At 70.4% G+C, this 17624-nt stretch carries 21 protein-coding genes; 11 read left to right on the forward strand and 10 right to left on the reverse strand.

Going from position 1 to position 17624, the window contains the following annotated elements:
* The first annotated feature begins 29 nt into the window (after window positions 1-29).
* The 4 genes from hisD to LT972_RS03815 are packed head-to-tail and all read left to right on the forward strand — an operon-like array spanning window position 30 to window position 3673.
* Window positions 30-1307 carry a histidinol dehydrogenase gene (hisD, locus tag LT972_RS03800; RefSeq protein WP_232571870.1) on the forward strand — a complete coding sequence of 426 codons (1278 nt, stop codon included), beginning with the start codon at window positions 30-32 and terminating at the stop codon, window positions 1305-1307.
* Window positions 1308-1345: 38 nt separating this feature from the next.
* Window positions 1346-2566 (forward strand): outer membrane protein assembly factor BamB family protein, encoded by a 1221-nt coding sequence (locus LT972_RS03805; protein ID WP_232571871.1) that lies wholly within the window; start codon window positions 1346-1348, stop codon window positions 2564-2566.
* Window positions 2563-3252 carry a hypothetical protein gene (locus LT972_RS03810; protein ID WP_232571872.1) on the forward strand — a complete coding sequence of 230 codons (690 nt, stop codon included), beginning with the start codon at window positions 2563-2565 and terminating at the stop codon, window positions 3250-3252. Before LT972_RS03805 ends, LT972_RS03810 begins: the two co-directional genes overlap by 4 nt.
* Window positions 3253-3307: 55 nt before the next feature.
* Window positions 3308-3673 carry a HesB/IscA family protein gene (locus tag LT972_RS03815; RefSeq protein WP_232571873.1) on the forward strand — a complete coding sequence of 122 codons (366 nt, stop codon included), beginning with the start codon at window positions 3308-3310 and terminating at the stop codon, window positions 3671-3673.
* Window positions 3674-3678: 5 nt separating this feature from the next.
* Here LT972_RS03815 and LT972_RS03820 read toward each other — a convergent pair whose 3' ends face one another.
* From LT972_RS03820 to LT972_RS03835, 4 genes are all read right to left on the reverse strand, one after another.
* Window positions 3679-3885 (reverse strand): dodecin, encoded by a 207-nt coding sequence (locus LT972_RS03820; RefSeq protein ID WP_232571874.1) that lies wholly within the window; start codon window positions 3883-3885, stop codon window positions 3679-3681.
* Window positions 3886-3916: 31 nt separating this feature from the next.
* The gene (locus LT972_RS03825) at window positions 3917-4585 is read right to left on the reverse strand and encodes a hypothetical protein (protein WP_232571875.1); all 669 of its coding nucleotides are present in this window, start codon (window positions 4583-4585) and stop codon (window positions 3917-3919) included.
* Complete coding sequence (locus tag LT972_RS03830) at window positions 4582-5226, reverse strand: hypothetical protein (protein ID WP_232571876.1); 645 nt, start codon at window positions 5224-5226, stop codon at window positions 4582-4584. Before LT972_RS03830 ends, LT972_RS03825 begins: the two co-directional genes overlap by 4 nt.
* Window positions 5227-5289: 63 nt before the next feature.
* Window positions 5290-6210 (reverse strand): metal-dependent hydrolase, encoded by a 921-nt coding sequence (locus tag LT972_RS03835; protein ID WP_232571877.1) that lies wholly within the window; start codon window positions 6208-6210, stop codon window positions 5290-5292.
* A 94-nt stretch (window positions 6211-6304) separates the two neighbouring features.
* On the opposite strand from LT972_RS03835, the gene LT972_RS03840 reads away from it, so the two are divergent.
* Window positions 6305-7489, forward strand: a complete 1185-nt coding sequence (locus LT972_RS03840) for a pyridoxal-phosphate-dependent aminotransferase family protein (RefSeq protein WP_232571878.1) — start codon at window positions 6305-6307, stop codon at window positions 7487-7489.
* A gap of 15 nt (window positions 7490-7504) precedes the next feature.
* Here the strand turns inward: LT972_RS03840 and LT972_RS03845 are convergent, their stop codons facing one another.
* The 3 genes from LT972_RS03845 to LT972_RS03855 all read right to left on the reverse strand — a co-directional run bounded on the left by LT972_RS03845 (window position 7505) and on the right by LT972_RS03855 (window position 9568).
* Window positions 7505-7813, reverse strand: a complete 309-nt coding sequence (locus LT972_RS03845) for a DUF7116 family protein (RefSeq protein ID WP_232571879.1) — start codon at window positions 7811-7813, stop codon at window positions 7505-7507.
* 66 nt (window positions 7814-7879) lie between these two features.
* The gene (locus LT972_RS03850; RefSeq protein ID WP_232571880.1) at window positions 7880-9253 is read right to left on the reverse strand and encodes a serine hydrolase; all 1374 of its coding nucleotides are present in this window, start codon (window positions 9251-9253) and stop codon (window positions 7880-7882) included.
* A gap of 78 nt (window positions 9254-9331) precedes the next feature.
* Entirely contained in the window at window positions 9332-9568 is a 237-nt protein-coding gene (locus tag LT972_RS03855) for a DUF5816 domain-containing protein (RefSeq protein ID WP_232571881.1), read from the reverse strand.
* Window positions 9569-9653: 85 nt separating this feature from the next.
* Here LT972_RS03855 and LT972_RS03860 point away from each other — a divergent pair, with 85 nt between their 5' ends.
* The 4 genes from LT972_RS03860 (at window position 9654) to trmB (ending at window position 14008) form a co-directional block, all read left to right on the forward strand.
* Window positions 9654-11000 carry a bifunctional metallophosphatase/5'-nucleotidase gene (locus tag LT972_RS03860; RefSeq protein WP_232571882.1) on the forward strand — a complete coding sequence of 449 codons (1347 nt, stop codon included), beginning with the start codon at window positions 9654-9656 and terminating at the stop codon, window positions 10998-11000.
* Window positions 11001-11052: 52 nt separating this feature from the next.
* Window positions 11053-11802: a proteasome assembly chaperone family protein gene (locus tag LT972_RS03865; protein WP_232571883.1), complete on the forward strand. Its 750-nt coding sequence runs from the start codon at window positions 11053-11055 to the stop codon at window positions 11800-11802.
* Window positions 11803-11856: 54 nt separating this feature from the next.
* Window positions 11857-12867 (forward strand): immunoglobulin-like domain-containing protein, encoded by a 1011-nt coding sequence (locus LT972_RS03870; protein WP_232571884.1) that lies wholly within the window; start codon window positions 11857-11859, stop codon window positions 12865-12867.
* 85 nt (window positions 12868-12952) lie between these two features.
* The gene (gene trmB / locus LT972_RS03875) at window positions 12953-14008 is read left to right on the forward strand and encodes an HTH-type sugar sensing transcriptional regulator TrmB (RefSeq protein ID WP_232571885.1); all 1056 of its coding nucleotides are present in this window, start codon (window positions 12953-12955) and stop codon (window positions 14006-14008) included.
* On the opposite strand, the gene LT972_RS03880 is transcribed toward trmB, so the two are convergent.
* Entirely contained in the window at window positions 14005-14856 is an 852-nt protein-coding gene (locus tag LT972_RS03880; protein ID WP_232571886.1) for a translation initiation factor eIF-2B, read from the reverse strand. The two genes, trmB and LT972_RS03880, sit on opposite strands and share 4 nt — an antisense overlap.
* Window positions 14857-15261: 405 nt before the next feature.
* Between LT972_RS03880 and LT972_RS03885 the strand changes: the two genes are divergently transcribed.
* On the forward strand, window positions 15262-15738 hold the full coding sequence (locus LT972_RS03885) for an immunoglobulin-like domain-containing protein (RefSeq protein WP_232571887.1): 477 nt from the start codon (window positions 15262-15264) through the stop codon (window positions 15736-15738).
* Window positions 15739-15782: 44 nt separating this feature from the next.
* Here LT972_RS03885 and LT972_RS03890 read toward each other — a convergent pair whose 3' ends face one another.
* Window positions 15783-16022: a hypothetical protein gene (locus tag LT972_RS03890; RefSeq protein WP_232571888.1), complete on the reverse strand. Its 240-nt coding sequence runs from the start codon at window positions 16020-16022 to the stop codon at window positions 15783-15785.
* Window positions 16023-16282: 260 nt separating this feature from the next.
* Here LT972_RS03890 and LT972_RS03895 point away from each other — a divergent pair, with 260 nt between their 5' ends.
* Entirely contained in the window at window positions 16283-16660 is a 378-nt protein-coding gene (locus LT972_RS03895; RefSeq protein WP_232571889.1) for a hypothetical protein, read from the forward strand.
* A 36-nt stretch (window positions 16661-16696) separates the two neighbouring features.
* On the opposite strand, the gene LT972_RS03900 is transcribed toward LT972_RS03895, so the two are convergent.
* Window positions 16697-17545 (reverse strand): winged helix-turn-helix domain-containing protein, encoded by an 849-nt coding sequence (locus LT972_RS03900; RefSeq protein WP_232571890.1) that lies wholly within the window; start codon window positions 17543-17545, stop codon window positions 16697-16699.
* Window positions 17546-17624 lie beyond the last annotated feature (79 nt).

The raw sequence follows: 17624 nt of genomic DNA on the forward strand, positions 1-17624 counted from the left end.
TCTTTCGACGCCCCCGCCTACGCCGGGGCATGGACTACGAAGCCGTCGCGGACCTCGGGCCGGACCGCCGCCGCGCGCTGTTCGACCGGGACGCGGGCGTGGACGCGGTGCGGTCGGACGTTCGGGACATCGTCGACCGCGTGCAGACGGAGGGCGACGTGGCGCTCCGCGAGTTCGCGAGCGAGTTCGACGGCGTGGAGGTCGGGAACCTCGACGTGACCGACGAGGCCGAGCGCGCGTACGAGGAAATCGACGACGGCGTGCGCGACGCCATCGAGTCGGCGGCCGAGAACATCCGGGAGTTCCACGAGGCCCAACTGCCGGAGGACTGGCGCGAGGAGTTCTCGGAGGGGAGAGAACTAGGGCGCCGATTCCGCCCCATCGAGCGCGTCGGCGTGTACGCGCCGGGCGGCACCGCGGCGTACCCGTCGTCGGTGCTGATGGGCGCGATTCCGGCGCGCGTCGCGGGCGTCGAGCAGGTGGCGGTGGCGACGCCGCCCGCCGAGGAGATGAACCCCGTGACGCTCGCGGCGATGCACGTCGCCGACGTGGACCGCGTCTACCAAATCGGGGGCGCGCAGGCCGTCGCCGCGATGGCGTACGGCACGGAGACGGTCGACCGCGTGCAGAAGGTCGTCGGCCCGGGCAACAAGTGGGTGACGGCGGCGAAGGCCGAGGTCCGGGGCGACGTGGAAATCGACTTCCTCGCCGGCCCCTCCGAACTCCTCGTGCTGGCGGACGACACCGCCGACCCCGCGTTCGTCGCGGCGGACCTGCTCGCGCAGGCCGAACACGACCCGAACGCGAGCGTCGTCGCGGTCACCGACGACGAGCACACCGCCGAGCGCATCTGCGCCGAAATCGACGCGCGAATCGACGGCCGCGAGCGAGAGGCCACGATTCGCGACTCTCTCGGCAACGACGCGAGCGGCGTGTTCGCGGCTCGTTCCACGAGCGAGGCCGTGGCGTTCGCCGAGGAGTACGCCGCCGAACACCTCTCGATTCAGGCCGACGACGACGAGGCGCTCCTCGACCGCATCGACAGCGCGGGGTCGGCGTTCCTCGGGCCGTACTCGCCGGTCGCCGCGGGCGACTACGCCACGGGCACGAACCACGTCCTCCCGACGAGCGGCACCGCGAAGGTGACCGGGGGACTGAGCGTCGACACCTTCCTGCGCTCGACGACCGTCCAGCGCCTCGACCGGGATGCCCTCGCGGACCTCCGCGAGACGGTGACGACGCTCGCCGACGCCGAGGGACTGGAGGCACACGGCGCCAGCGTCGACGCCCGATTCGAGGACGAGTAGACCGCAAGAACCTCCTACTGGTCTGCGAACCGAACGGTATGCCCTCCCTCCAGCGCCGCGGCTTCCTCGCGGCGTGCGCGAGCGCGGTCGCCGCCGGCTGCCTCGGCTCTCCGCCCGATTTCGACCCGAGCGCCGCCGACGCGTGGCCGATGCACCGAGCCGACCCCGGCGGCACGAACAGCACCGACGCGCCCGGCCCGCGAACAGACCCCGAGGAAGCGTGGGTAGTCGACGTCTCTGGGATGGGGAATCAGCCCGACCCCGTCGTCCACGGCGACCGGCTCTACCACGGCGGCTTCGACCGGTTCTACGCGCTCGACGCCGACACCGGCGAGCAGCGCTGGGAACTCAGCGAGAACGGCTCGTGGCTCCAGCCCGCGCTCGCCGCCGCGCCCGCGTACGGCGACGTGATGCCGGTCGTCGCCACGCGGTCGGGCTACGAGGCGATCTCGACGACCGGCGGCTTCGACACGCCCGGCCGCCAGCGGAACTTCGAGACGCGCTGGAAGCGCACCACCGTCGAGAACCCCGGGGGCCGACTCTCGCTCACCGCCACTCGCGCGGCCCCGCCAGTCGTCGCGAACGGCACGCTGTACGCGAGTACCGGAGACGTCGCCGTCGCGTTCGACGCCGCCACCGGAGAGACCGAGTGGACAGCAGCGGTCGCGAATGCGAGTCGCGAGCGCGCCGCCGTCGCCGCCGGGCGCGTGTTCGTCTCGTCCTACGGCGGCCTCGCGGGCGGAGGTCTCGTCGCGCTCGACGCCGACTCGGGCGAGCGACTGTGGACCGCTTCGGAGACCGGCGTGAACGTCCTCCCGCCGACCGCCACCGAGGACGCGGTGTTCTTCCACGACCGGGACGCGCTGTACGCGTTCGACCCGGCGAGTGGTGAGGAACTGTGGCGGGCCGAGGACTTCGGCGGCATCGAGGACAGCCTCACGCCGCTCGCGGTGGGCGGCGGGCGCGTCGTCGCCGTCGGCGACGACTCCGAGGGAGAGAGCAGGACGGTCGCGTTCGACGCCGCAACCGGCGAGACGGCGTGGCAGGCCGCGGGGGCCACGCACGAGACGCCGCCTGTCGTCGCTGGGGACACCGTTTACGTACCTCGCTACGACGGTCTGCACGCACTCGACGCCGCGTCGGGCGAGGAACTGTGGACGCACGGCGACAAGCAGGTGCGGAGTCTCGCCGTCGTCGGGACGCGAGCGTACGCCGCGACCGCGACCGGTACGCTGTACGCGCTGGAGGGGTCGGCGTGAACGTCCGCGACCGCACGCGAGGGCTCCTCCCGTTCCTCGCGCTCGGCGTCGCCGGCTGGCTGTTCGACCTGATTCGGCTCCGCGACCCGGTGCCGGCGTCCGTCGCGTCCGGGTTCTACGACGGGCAGGTGACCGTCCACTTGCTCGGCTTCCCGTCGGGCGTGCAGGCGACCGGGCTGTGGCCGGGCACCCTCCTCGGGCTCCGTCTCCCGTACCTGCTCGAAGTCCTCGGGCTCTATCTCGCGTTGCACGCGGCGGCCGCGGTCGCCGCCGGCCTCGCGTACTCTCGGTTGCTCCCCGACGCGCCGCACCCGACGCCCGCGGTGTACGCGCGCCTGTTCGGCGTCGCCCTGCTCGCGACCGCGCTCGTCCACCCCCTGTTCGCCGTCGCGAGCGTCGAGTTCCTGCTCGTCGTCGTGTACGTCCCCGTCCTCGTCTTCGGGATTCTCCCGCGACTCCTGCTCGTCGGCCCCGTCCTCGTCGCCGAGCGCGTCGGCGTCCGCGCGGCGTGGCACGCCGCAAACCGCCGCCTCGCCGACCAACACGGCCGCGTCGTCGTCGGTCTGCTGCTGGTGGGCGTCGCCGCCGACGCGCTCGTCTGTGCGCCCATGGCGGGCGGGTTTTTCGGGACGGCGGGCGGCGGGTTCGCGTACGCCGTCCTCGCGGCGCGAGCGTACGTGGCGTAGGCGGGCCTCGCGGCCGGCGTCACTCTTATCCACGGCGCGCGCGAACGTGCTACCAATGAGCACCACCGCCGAATCGGGTGACGGAGTGCGGTCGGTGACGGCCACCGAGGCCGCCGCCGAGCAAGCCCGCGAGTTGATGGACGGCGAGGGGATGGACGAATCGGAGGCGGGGCTTCGGCTGTACGTCCAGCAGGGCGGCTGTGCGGGGCTGTCCTACGGGATGCGCTTCGAGCACGAACCCGAGGACGAGGACGAAATCTTCGTCAGCAACGGCCTGCGCTTGTTCGTCGACCAGTCCAGTCTCGACTACGTGTCGGGCAGTCAGTTGGCCTACGAGGGCGGCCTGCAGGGCGCGGGGTTCCACGTCCAGAACCCGAACGTGGAAAGCGAGTGCGGCTGTGGCGAGTCGTTCCGCACGTAACGCGGCTACTGCGGGTCTTCGAGTTCGAACGCGACCTCTACTTCCACCTGGTACTGTCGGTTCTCGACGCTCGCGACTTCGACGCCCTGGTCGACGACGTTCGCCCACTTCACGTTGTTCAGGGTGTCCTCCGCGCGGTCGATGGCGTCGTCCGCGGCGGCGTCGAAGCTCTCCTCGCTGGTGCCGATGAGCCGGATCTTCTTGAATACCATGTGCCGTGTTACCGCGGGGACCGGGATAAGTTTACTTGCCGGTCGCGCGGTTCGCGATGCGCTCGCGGACCGCCGCCGACACGTCCGTCAGGTAGGCGGTCCCCCAGATGGCGACGAGGACGCCGCCGATGGTGTTGAACACCAAATCGAGGACGGTGTCTCCGATGCCGTAGATGGTGAGGACGCTCCCGCCGAAGACGGCGTCGAGGTGCATCACGGCGAACTCGATGACCTCCCAGAACACGCCGAACGCCATCACGAACGACAGCAGGAACACGAACACGAACTTCGGCGGCAACACGATGTCGTCGTGGTGTTCGTCGAGTGCGCGCACCGTCGCGTAGCCGGTGGCGGCGACCAGCGACGACGACAGCGCGTGCGTGAGGTGGTCCCACCACGGAATGCCGCCCGGGCCGTAGAACGTCGTCTCGCTCCCGGGCAGACCGACGGTGCCGAGCGCGTGCAGGAACACCGCCGACGTGATCCAGAGGGTCAGGCCGGCGTCCATCGGGATGTCGTAGTCGCGTTCGAGGAGCGCCGGAACGTACGTGATGAGCAGGCCGAGCGCGGAGTTCACGACGATGCCGGGGTTCGTCTCGTAGAGCCCGACGAACACGAACCCGACGAGTGACAACTGCATCGCGCGCGTCGCCTGCCGCTGGCGGCGCTTCGAGATGCCGAGCCGGTCGCGGAGTCTCATTTCACCACCTCCTCGACCTCCTCGGGGAGGCGGAGGTCGGCGCTGGCGCGCCGCCGGAAGTAGAGGACGAACACGAGACCGGCGCCGATGCCGGCGACGGTCGCCGCGACGAAGTCCCACATCAGGGCGTTCAGCGCGGCTTCCTCCTGTGCTTGCGTGAGCGGCGGTTCGGTGGGGAGGATGAACGTCGTCGAGAGGAAGAGGTCGGAGGCGTACTGGACGATGGCCCAGAGGCCGGCGGCCGCCATCGTGGTGATGACGACGAACAGCACCGCGAACCAGTTGGTCATCGAGACGGGCGTGAACACGTCGAGTTCGACGGCGACGACGAGCGCGAGCGCGGCGACGGCGAGGTAGGTCGCCACGTCACTGGAGAGGCCGGGCGCCGTGAACGCCCGCCCGAACACGGGCAGCCCGACGAGCAACAGGACCTCCCACGGGAGCATCGCTTTCGCGTTCCGGTACGCCACGGGCGGCACGAGGACGACGACGACCACGGCCGCGGAGAACGTCACCCAGACGAGGTCCTCGGGCGCGCTCTCGACCGCGACGAGCGCGACGAACGCCACGAGTAGCCAGCCGAGCGCGGCGTTGGTGCGCTCGTCTTTGATGAGTGGCGCGAGTCGCTCGGTTCGATTCATACCTGCGATAGCACACCCGGATTGAATAAACGTCCGGCCGAACCGGCCCCCGTCTCGGGGGTGTCACGCGATGCCGGCGAGGTACGCGACGGCGTACGCGGCGCCCGCGACGGTGACGGCTGTGAGGCCGGTGACGAGGGCGGTGACTGGCGAGGGGAGGAGGCGGTCGCGGCGCGGGTGCGGGACGGCGCCGACGAAGCCGACGGCGACCACGCTGAACACGAACGGGTACGAGAGGTCGAGGGTCGGCGGCGGGACGACGAGGGCGGCGAGCGCGTACGCGACGCCGGCGGTGGCGCGGCCGTCGACGTGGTCGGTGAGGCGCACGTCGGCGAGCGCGAGCGCGGCGACGACGCCGACCCAGACGGCGGCGAGTTCGAGCGCGAACGCGCCGAGTAAGTGGAGCGTCGGGTCCGCGAACAGCGTCACGCGACCGTCGAAGACGGCGACGCGCAGGGGGTAGAGCAGTTCCGGGGGTTTCCCGGTGACGAGGTCGCCGAAGGGGTGTGTGCCGAGGCCGACGAGCGCGACGGCGAGCAGACTGCGACCGCGCACCCCGAACTGGTCGGCGCCGTACGCGACCGCGACGCCGCAGACGGCGAACAGCGCCACGATGGTGGCGGCGAGCGGGCCGGAGACGAACCCGACGACGGCGACGAGGCCGACGAGCGCGACGGCGGCGACGCCGCGGCGGGTGGGTGCGAGCGCGAACGCGACGGCCGCCGGCACGGCGACGACCAGCGAGTGCGTGACCGCGCGGTGGACGGCAGTGGACGCGCCCCAGAAGGAGTTGGCGACGGCGAGCGGGCTGCTCGGGTCGGCGCCGGCGAGGCCGACGAGCGCGTACGCCATGTCGACGTCGGGAACCGCGGCGAACAGCCCCGCCGCGACGCCGAGCGCGAGCGCGCGCTCACGGGACGCGCCGTACCGGAGGGCGGCGAGCGCCACGAGGCCGAACGCGAGCGTCGCGTGCCCCACGAACATGGCCGTGAGTACGCCGCGAGCGCTGATAAGTGCGCTGGGCGTGCGGGTTCCCGCTTCCCGAACCTTCTTGCGGCCGCCACGCGGCGTTGTAGCCATGATTGACGCGCCAGACGTCGAGGAGCTGAATCCGCCACAGCGAACCCTGATGGGGCCGGGGCCGAGTCCGGTCCACCCGCGCGTGTTGAAGGCGATGAGCACGCCGCTGGTCGGCCACCTCGACCCGTCGTTCGTGGAGATGATGGACGAGACCCAAGAGCTCCTGCGGTACGTCTTCCAGACGGACAACGAGTGGACGATTCCCGTCTCGGGGACGGGGTCGGCGGCGATGGAGGCGGCCATCGGGAACCTCGTGGAGCCGGGTGACACGTTCCTCGCGCCGACGAACGGCTACTTCGGCGACCGGATGGCGGCGATGGCGCGGCGCGCGGGCGGTGATGTGGTGCGCGTCGGGGCGCCGTGGGGCGAACCGCTCGACCCGGACGACGTCGCGGACGCCTGCGAGGAGTTCCACCCCGACGTGTTCGGGTTCGTCCACGCGGAGACGTCGACGGGCGTGAAACAGCCCGACGTGCCCGCGCTCACGGAGGCCGCCCACGACCACGGCGCGCTCGTCGTCGCGGACACCGTGACGAGCATCGGCGGCGTGGAACTCAAAGTCGACGAGTGGGACATCGACGCGGCGTACGCGGGCCCGCAGAAGTGCCTGTCGTGTCCGCCGGGGGCCAGCCCACTCACGCTGAACGACCGCGCGATGGACAAAGTCCTCGGGCGCGAGGAGCCCGCGCGGTCGTGGTACCTCGACCTCTCGCTTTTGGAGGGATACTGGGGCGACGAGCGCGCGTACCACCACACGGCGCCCATCACGAACGTGTACGCGCTCCGGGAAGCGCTCCGACTCGTCGCCGAGGAGGGCATCGAGGAGCGCTGGGCGCGCCACCGCGAGATGGCGTCCGCCCTGAAGGCGGGCGTCGAGGCGATGGGCCTCGGCCTCAACCCCGAAGACGACTACTGGCTCCCGAGCCTGAACGCCGTGCTCGTGCCCGACGGCGTGGACGACGGCGACGTCATCGACTACGTGCTGGAACAGTACGACCTCGAAATCGCGGCGGGGCTCGGCGACCTCTCCGGGGACGTGTTCCGCGTCGGCTGTATGGGCCACGGCGCGCGCCCGGAGAACGTGACGCTGGTGGTCGCGGCGCTCGCGGACGCGTTCGACGCGCTCGGCGCGGACGTGGACGCGGCAGCCGGCCTCGCGGCTACGCGGGAAGCGCTGCGGTAGAAGACGCGAGCGGCCCTACTCGACGGGCGGCGCGCGCGCCACTTCGTAGTCGCCGTCCTCCTCTACCCCCATCACCGCCCACTCGTAGGGCGGGTCGAGCCGACGCAACTGCCGTTCGAGCGCGTCGGCGTTGTCCGCCCACGTGACGAAACAGCGGTAACTACCGCCGTCTCGCGAATCTACGTCCTCTGTGACGGCGGAGACGCGTATCTCCTTCCAGTCGCGGGTCGCGGAGAACTCCGCGCCGTCACCTGCGAGACTGTACCCGAGGTCGGCGAAAATCGACCGGGCCTGCTCGTCGGGAGGGGTGGTAACAGTCCCCATGCAACTCCTGCTTCGCGGGGCGGGGTGATAAACCTTCCCACGGTTCGCGAATATTGCCGGGAGCGCTCACTCGACGGGGTGGAGTCGCCACCGTCGCACGAACAGGTCGAGGTCCCCGTCGTCCGTCGGTTCGAAGGTCACGGGGACGCGGTCGCCGGCCGCCCCCACCGCCTCGAACGCGAGGTCGCCGCGAGCGAGCGACGCGGGGCGCGCGGTCAGCGTCTCGCCGCCGAGCGCGGTGTCGACGGTCACGGAGATGCCGGCTCCCTCGCGCTTCACTTCGGCCGTCGCCACGCTCCGGTAGGACTCGTACTCGCCGGCGACGCGCTCGCACTTCGCGCGGAGCGCGTAGAACGGCACCGCCTCGGCGGGGTCCTCGCCTTCCACGAGCGCGAGGAGCGCCGGTCCGACGTGCATCGGGTGGACGTCGGGCGCGGTGTTCGCCGCTACCGCCACGCCGAGGTCGCGACCCTCCAGAAAGCCGAGGTACGCCGACGTGACCGACAGCGTGCCGCTGTGCCCGACGAGGTCGTCGCCGAGGAACGGCCGGCGCATCCAGCCGTAGCCGTACGTCTCCTCGGCGCCGTCGAGGAACGCCCGGCGCGTGGCGTGGGCCGACTGCGCGCGCTCCAGCAAGCTGGCGGGGACGACCGACTCGTCGCCGCGCATCGCGAACCGGAGGTACGCCGCGAGGTCGCGGGCCGAACTCAGCAGGCCGCCCGCCGCGCCGACGCCTTTCACGGGGTAGTCGGCGCGCTCCGGGCCGTCCTCGCGCGAGAGGTAGGGCGTCATCGCGTCGTCGTACTCCGCGGGGTCGGCGCGCACCACCGACCGGTCCATCCCGAGGGGCGCGAGGACTTCGTCGTCCACGTACTCGGGGAACGGCCGGCCGTCCACGGCCTCGATTAGTTTCCCGAGCACGGCGTAGCCGGTGTTGTAGTAGAAGAAGCGCTCGCCGTCGGCGCGCTCGCCGAGGGACTGCTCGACGTGCCGCCGGAAGTCGGCGTCCGACCCGAGCGGCGCGGTCTCCGCGCCCTCGCCGAGAATCTGGGCGGTCATCGCGACGCTCGACCCGTCGCTGGGCATCCCCGACGAGTGCGAGAGCAGTTCGTGGACGGTCGGCGGGTCCTCGCTCCCCGCGAAGAACTCGACGTGCTCGGTCACCGGGTCGTCGAGCGCGACCCGGTCCCCGTCGACCAACTGGAGGACGCCGGTGGCTGCGACGGACTTCGTGATGGAGGCGACGCCGTACAGCGTGTCGGGCGTGGCGGGCGCGTTCGCTTCGAGGTCGCGCGCCCCGAACGCGTCGAGGTACGCCACCTCGTCGCCGTCCACGATTGCGACGCTCGCACTCGGCACATCGTTGTCGGTCACCCACTCCGCGACGAACGACTCGACCGCCCGGCGCGCGTCGGCGTCGAGGCCGCTGGAACGACTCATATCGGCGAATCGGTCACGCCGAGCAAAAGGTTCGGGGTGGCGGCAGGCGGCTACTCACGCGGCGAAGTCACGCCCGCGTCACTCGTGTGCCGAGTCCCACTCCTCGGGCTTCCGGAAGTTCCCGCAGACGTTGCACTCGATGCGGCCCATCGAGTCCATCGCGTTGTCCACGGACTCGCAGTTCGTGCAGTACCAGCCGTACCGGCGCTCGCGCTCGGGCGTCCGGTACACCACGAGGAACGGGCCGTCCTGCCCGCGGTCGCCCTCGTCCTCGGCGACGTACAGCGTCTCCCCGTCAACGACGACCTCGAACATGGCGGGCAGTAGCCGACGCCCGCATTTAACGCCTCCTCTCCGGCACCGAAGCGCTATTCCACGCTGCGCCCCTCCGAACTGTTGTATGGCTGTCCGTATCCTCCACTACTCTGATCTGGAGAACGTCTACGACTCGCCCGAGCAGGCGGGTCGTCTCGCCGGCCTGCTCGCCGACCGCGGGGACGCCATCGCCGCGGGGAGCGGCGACAACACCGCGCCGGGCGTGCTCTCGCTGGTCACCGAGAGCCGGCAGGCCCTCGACCTCTACGACGCCGTCGACCCGGACGTGGCGACGTTCGGCAACCACGACTTCGACTACGGCGCCGACACCACCGCCGAAATCGTCGCGGAGTCCCCGCAGACGTGGGTGTCCGCGAACGTCTACCGGGACGGCGACCGGGTCGCCGGCGTCGACCCGTGGACGATTGTCGAGCGCGACGGCGTCCGCGTCGGTTTCCTCGGCGTGCTCGACGACGCGACCCCGGCGCTGAACCCGATGGCGAGCGACCTCACTGTCACCGACCCCGTGAGCGCGACCCGCGAGGCGGAGCGGGAACTCCGTGACGCGGGCGCCGACTACGTGGTCGCGCTCTCCCACCTCGGGCGCGGCGACGAGGAACTCGCGGCCGCGACCGACGTGGACGCCGTCCTCGGCGGGCACATCGCCTCCGAGCGAATCGAGCGAATCGACGGCACGCTCCTCACCCGGCCGGGGTCGGGCGGCGAAGTCGTGCTGGAGGTGGACCTCGAAGCCGGCGACGTGACTCGCCGCGTCGTCGCCGACGCACCCGTCCACGGCGGCGTCGAAGCCGGCCTCCGCGAGCGCATGGACAACACCGGGCTGAACGACGTGGTCGGGCACGTAGAGGACCCTCTCGAACGCACCGAGTCGACGCTGTTCCGCGGCGAGTCCCGCATCGGGAACTTCGTCGCCGACGCCTACCGGTGGGCCGCGGAGGCGGACGTGGGCCTCCAGAACTCCGGCGGCGTCCGCGACGGCCCCGAACTCGCGGGCGACGTGACCGTCGCCGACCTCGTGAGCGTCGTCCCCTTCGAGGAACCGGTCTCCGTCGCGGAACTCACGGGCGAGGAACTGCTCGACGTGTTCCGGGGCGCGCGCGGCGGCTCCCTCGGGTTCGCCGAACCCGACTGGTGGCACGCCCACGTCTCCGGCGCTCACTTGGCGTGGGACGAGGCGTCCTCGGAACTCGCGGCCGCGCGCGTCGCCGGCGAACACGTCGACCCGGAGGCGACGTACACGCTCGCCACCACGGACTACCTGTTCTACTCGGACGACGAGTTCCCCGCCCTCGACGAGGAACACCGCGTCGCCCGACTGGACGTCCAACACGAGGTGCTCGCGTCGTACGCCCGCCAGCGCGGCATCGACCCGGAACTCGAGGGGCGCGTGCGCCTCCACGCCGACGACTGAGCGCCGGCGACCGGGGCTAACGTATACGGTGGTCGTCGCCGTCTCTGTTACTATGGCCGACAACTTCCCCGAGCGACGGAACCCCGACTTCCACTTCACGCACGACGCGGAGCCCAGCGAGGCGCTTTTGTGTGGCTTCTCGCAGTTCGGGCTCGCCGGCCTCACGGCCGCCGACTACCTCGTCGACCACCTCGAACTCGAACAGACCGGCCACGTCGCCGTCGACAGCCTCCCCGCGATTACGCCCTTCGAGAACGGCATCCCGCGCCACCACACCCGCTTTTTCTCCCGCGACGACCTCGACGTGACCGTGCTCGTCGGCGAACTGTTCATCCCGCTGCCGGTCGCCGAACTGTTCACCGACGCGCTCGCCGAGTGGCTCGACGAGAACGGCGTGGCCGAGGTCGCCGTCCTCTCCGGCGTCCCGGTCGCCCACGGCCCCGACGACCACCGCACGTTCTACATCGCGACTGAGGACTACCGGGACGCCCGCCTCGCGGACAGCGACGTGCCCCCGATGGGCAACGGCTTCCTCGACGGCGTGAACGCCGACCTGCTCGGGCGCGGCATCGACTCCGACCTCCGGGCGTGCGTCTACACCACGCCGGTCCACCCCCAGATTCCGGACGTGGAGGCCGCGATTCGGCTCGTCGACTCGGTCAGCGACGTGTACGGCATCGACGTGGACACCGGCCCCCTCGAAGCGTTCGCCGAGGAGGTCGCCGAACACTACGAGAACCTCAGCGAGCGCATCGAGGCGCTCGCCGAGGAGGACCGCGCGGACGACCGGATGTACATGTGAAATCGCGGTTTCACTCCCCACGAAGCACTTACCCGGGGCGCTCTCAGTTCGCGCATGAAGCGCCGCGCCCTCCTCGGGACGCTCGCGTCGCTCGCGGTCGCGGGCTGTACTTCCTCGGGGTCGACGCCCGACGACACGCAGACGACGCAACGGACCACCCAGACCACCGACCGGACGACGCAGACGACAGACGCGACGACCACGGCGACGCTCCCCGACGAACTCCGCACGCTCGGGGCGCCCGCGTCGGACGTGGACTGCCCCGTCGCGGACACCGACGACGGCCGGGTCGTCGTCCACGGCGAACACCCCGATTCGCCGCTCTCCCTGTCGCTCGACGACGACACCCTCGACTTGCCCGCCGACGAGACGACGTTCGTGCTCGCCAACGACACCGACTACCGGTTCATGACGAACTTCTACGGCTGGAAACTCTCCAAGCGCGTGGACGGCCGGTGGTTCCGCGTCGCGCCGCAGTTCTGGCCCCAGCCGCTCCACAGCCTCCCCGCGGGCGAATCCCACGAGTGGTCGTTCGCCGTCGACAACGGCGACCCGGTGGACCCCGGGTCCGGGGGAATGGACGACATCGCGCTCGCCGGCCTCGGCGGCGGCACGTACGCGTTCACCACCCACGGCTCGTTCAGCCCCGAGGATGGCGAGAGCGTCCCGGTCGGTTTCTGCGCCGAGTTCGAACTGAACGGCGACCCCGTGGAACTGACGCCGACCGACGGCGTCACTGCCTCTCGGGACGGCGCGACGGTCACCGTCACCACGGGCGAGGAACCCACCGAGGACGAACCGATGTCGGCGTTCGTCGTGGAGCGCGTGGAACCGCAGGCCGAGACGCCGGTCCGAGAGCGCATCACCGAGCAACTGTTGCGCCCCGACCCCGGATTCGGCGACCAGTCCGGCTACCGGAACACCATTCCGTTCTTCGAGGACGGCGTCGACACCGTGCGCCTCGAAGCACCGAACGGCACGCATCCGCCGTTCGGCGTCGACGAGGGCTACTTCGTCGAGTACGAGGGCGAGCGCTACCGAATCAGCAGCGAACGCCCGGCGTGACCGCGGCGAGGCCCCCGCCGGCGCCGGGTCGTGAGCCGAACCGCCGACCGCAGGCTAAAAGACCGGGGTCGCCGTGGATGGCGGTATGAGCGACGAGAACCTCCGCGAGACGGTCGAACGAGTCGGCGCGGGGTTCGACCTCGGCGAGTACGAAATCGAGGCGTACCTCACCGTGCTCCAGCACGGCGAACTGACCGCCAGCGAGATAGCCGACCGCACGGACATCCCCCAGCCGCGGGTGTACGACACGGTCCGAAGCCTCGGCGACCGCGGCCTCGTGGAACTCCGCGAATCCAGACCGATGAAGGTCGTCGCGCTCGACCCCGAGAGCGCCTTCGAGGGCCTCCAGTCGGACTTCGCGGAGATGGTGGCTGCACTCGAAGACGAGTACACGGCGCCAGCCCGCGACACGGAAGCCGTCTCCCTCGTGAAATCTCGGTCGACCATCGTCCGGTACTTCGGCGAAGTCATCGCGGACGCCGAGTTCGAGTTGGTGTGCTCGCTCACGCCGAGCCTCCTCGAACGCTTCGCCGACGACCTCGCCGCCGCGAAAGACCGCGGCGTCAGCGTCGACCTCGTGGTGACGCCCTCCGCTGACGCTCCCGACCCCGAGCGCTTCGACTACGGCGCCGTCGCCACCACCGCGCGCGGCCGCCGCGGCATCACCACGCCCGTCGTCGCCGTCGCCGACGGCCAGTACTCCGTCTACGCCACGCAGGGCGCGGTCCGGGACGACCCCGAGAAGTACGGCGTCATCTTCAATCGCTCCGCGCTCGGCTTCCTCGTCTCCGGCTTCTTCGGCACCGTCATCTGGTCGACCGCGAACCGCGTCCTCCACGACCCGAACGGCGCCGTCTCCCTCCCGCGGACGTACGCCTCCATCCGGCGCTGCGTGAAAGACCTCGCGACCATCGACGGCGACGTGTACGCCACCGTCCGCGGTCGCGACGTGCTCACGGGCGAACCCCGTACCGACCGCGGGCGCGTCGCCGAGACGCGCTTAGAGGCCAACGAAGAGGTCGCGACGCTCGTCGTCGAAACGGACAGCGGCCCCGTCGAAGTCGGCGGCCGCGTCGCCGCCTACGAGGACGTCGAAGCCCACGAAATCACGGTCGCCCGCGACGCGCCGCCGCAGGCCTAGTACTCCCGAACGCCCTCGTCGGTCACGACCGAGTCGAGCAACCGCGTCGGCGTCGCGTCGTACGCCGGATTCTTCACCTCGAAGCCCTCCGGCGGCTCGCGGATGACCTCGCTCGGGTCGCGGAAGTCGTTCTCGAACCGGAACCCCTCCGCTACGAGTTTCGCGCTCGACCCCGCCACCGTCACCGGCGTCCCGACGTCCGCCGCGGTCGCCGCAATCGGGTACGTCCCCACGCGATTGTAGTACGTGTCCTCGACGATGCAGTCCATCCCCAGCAGGACGCGGTCGCAGTCACCGAGGTAGTAGCCCGACGCGCCGTCCACCACCAGCGTCGGCGAGATGCGGTCGATTTCCGCGAGCGTCCGCGCCGTCTTCCGACCGAGATGTCGCGGTCGCGCCTCCGTCACGAACACGTCGAGGTGCTTGCCGTCCCGCGCCGCCAACTCCAAGGCCTCCAGTACGGTCGACGAGTAGTCGTGCGTGAGCAGCGTCTGCCCGTCCTCGATGCGCTCGGCCGTCGCCTCGGCCGCCGCGTGCTTCGCGTTCTCGACGGTCTCCACCACGCTGTCGATGGCCGCCGCCGTGAGTTCCTTGGCCTCCGCCACCGACGCCGGCTCCGCGTCCCGCACCGCCTCCACGATTTCCCGTTGCGTCGTCACGAGCGACGCGTGCGACGCGTTCGCCCGACGCAACGCGTTGCTGTTCCGTTCGAGCCCCCGCACGTACTCCTCGACGGTCGGGTAGTCGTTGTCGAGGAGGTCCCGGAGCGCGCGAGCGGCTTTCACGGCGACGACCGAGGAGGAGTGCGTCCGCATCTCGCGAATCTCCTCGGCAGTCTCGTCTATCATGGTAGACGCATCCTCGGGTCCAGCCATATGCTTTCCGGAGTAAGCCACGTAAGCCACTCGGAAGCCCTCCCTCGCGAGCGCCGCCTCGCGGCGCTCGCTCGGTCGCCCTTACAGTCCGCCAGGCTACCGGGTGTGGAGTGGTGACGGAATGATTCCGGCCGGTCGGGTGCTAAATTGGTTCGGGGCTACGTCCGGCAGAAAGTACTTACTTCTGTCACGACAGACTCGGATGTGAAACGTCGCCGCGTCCTCCTCGGTCTCGCAGGCGCTGCGTCGCTGTCGGGGTGTCTCTCGTCGTCCGCCTCCGACCCGACGACGACCACAGGTACGACCGTGTCTACCAGCACGTCGACACAGCGAACCACCGAGTCGACGACCGAGACGCAGACGACTGCCGAACCCGAGATGGAGACGCTCCCGAGAGAACCCCCCGACGAGGCTGTCGACTGCGGGAGCGACGACCTCACCGTTGTCGACGGGCCGGACGGAACGACCCCATCGCAGTCGAATGGCTTCGAACTGGCCGCGTCGAAGGACACTGTCATCGTCGGCGAGGAGAGTACGTTCACGCTCACGAACGTCGGCGACGAGCGGACGGGCATCGGCGAGATATACAAGTACGGCATCCAGCGGCGGAACGGAGACGAGTGGACGGGCATCTATCACACTCCCGGGTCACTCTGGACGGACTTGGCTATACTCGTACCCCCAGGCGGCGGCTACGAGTGGCAGTTCACCTTCGACCGGAACGGACTGGAGCGACAGAACGGACACAACCCCACGTACTACGTCTGCTCATCGATCGAATCCGGCACGTACCGGTTCGCCTTCTGGGGGCTCGAGGAAACGGTGACAGTCGAGTTCACCGTCGAAGCGCCCTGAGGCGAGCTCCGGTACTCCGAGAGGGGTAGGCAGTTCAGCGTGGGTCAGTACCACGCTATCTGCTGGTCCGTGGTGCTCACTTCGACAGCGTAGAGGTCGTCGTCGCGCTGGAGGTAGACTTCCATATCGTGGGCGGCGTCGCCGAGTCGGTTCGCGAGCGAGTACGCCGCTGGGGGGAGTTCTCCGTCAGACGGGCACTTCTTGACGTTCCCCGAGCGTATCGCGTCGAGCGCGATGTCTCGCTGGGCGGCCGGCAAGTCGCCGACGACGACTTTGTTGGACACCTCGGACGGCGCTGTGTCTGCCGGCCGCGTCGACAGGCGAATCGACTGACGGTCGCTGCACCCGGACGAACCGCGGTTCAGACACCCCGCGGACGCGACCGCCAGCGCGCCACACGAAGCCCGGAGGAACGCACGCCGCCCTTTCATCGAGCGGAGGAACAGTCCAACTGAAGAAATGTCTTGTGGGCCCGGCGCCGACGCGCGCTCGGGTCGCCTGCCGCGGCCCGACCCGCTTTACCCCTCGGCCCCGTACTCAGTGTATGGTCGACGTGTCGTACTACTGTCCGCGGTGTGGCGCCGTCGCCGAACTGGACCGCGACGCCCGTCTCGCCGACAAGTCCGTGACGCCGTTCCCGCTGGAGGGGTGGTCGTACGCGAGCGCGAGCGACGACTACGAGGCCGACGAGTGGGACGGCGTGAAGTTGGTCTGCGGCGAGGGCGACGCGTCGTGGTCGCATCCGCCCGATACGGAACGCGACGACGCGCCGGGGTGTGGCGAGCCGTTTTTCCTGAACTTCGTGCGCTTCGAGGACGGCGAAGAGGTGTCGGGGTCGCCCGAGTCCGAACACGTTCGACTCGCCGAAGGGATGGGGCCGGGCGGGCCGCGCGGGCCGAGTGGACCGGGGTTCTCCCGGTAGCGCTCGCGCGGCGTCGGGCTCGCCGCTGTCGGTCCCTCAGGCGCGCTCCGCGTCGATTACGTCGCCGTCGCTGTCGACGGTCAGCGACAGCGTCTCGTCGCCGGCTTCGACGTCGACGCGCACTCGGAGCGGGTCGGTCGACACTACGGTCTCGGTGCCGGGCTCACAGAAGTCCAGCGTCCAGAACGGCACCGTTCGCACGTCGACGCCGTGGTCGAAGTGGAAGGCCAGCACGTCGGGGTGGCCGAGCAGGAACAGCCCGACGGGTAGCACGTGCTGGAACCCGCAGTGGTGGCAGTCGCCGTGGTAAACCCAATGCTCGGGGTCGCCGTCCCACAGTCGGAGGCCGCCCTCGACGCGCCCCGAGCACTCCGAGCAGACGCCCTCCCGAGTCAGCGACCCCCAGCGGTTTTCGAGGAACGCGGCGCGCTCGGCGACGGCGTCCCGGGGCTGTGACCGGAGGAAACTCGGCGGGACGTACAGCGCCAGCGCGTGGTCGTCGTCGCCACAGGTCACGTGGAGCGCGCCCGCCTCGTAGCGCAGGCGGAGGTCGTCGCCGCAGGTCCAGCAGTCTCCGGGCGCGTCCACCGGACCCCACGTCCAGTCGGCGTCGAGGAACCCCGACCGGAGGGTCGATACCACGCGCATCCCCACGCGGGAGAGCCGGTAGCCGCCGTCGCCGCGCTCCACGAGGCCGCCGAGGCGGTCGAGGTGGTAGGTGAAGTTCCCGCTGTCGCGCTCGCCGACGCGCCTCCGGAGGTCGTTGTACGCCAGCCTCGCGTCTACGCCCGCGTCCCGGTGGAAGTCGGCGAGCGCGCGCAGGATGTCGGCGCGAGTCGCGTGCGAGACCAACTCGAACACGTCCGTCGACGCGTCGTCGCCCATTCTCGGGGACTACGGCGCGCCCCACCTAAACCTCCGTGTCAAATCAATTAGTGTAACGCGTTGCTCAGAACGGCTAACT

Source organism: Halobacterium litoreum, from assembly GCF_021233415.1.
Classification (GTDB): domain Archaea; phylum Halobacteriota; class Halobacteria; order Halobacteriales; family Halobacteriaceae; genus Halobacterium; species Halobacterium litoreum.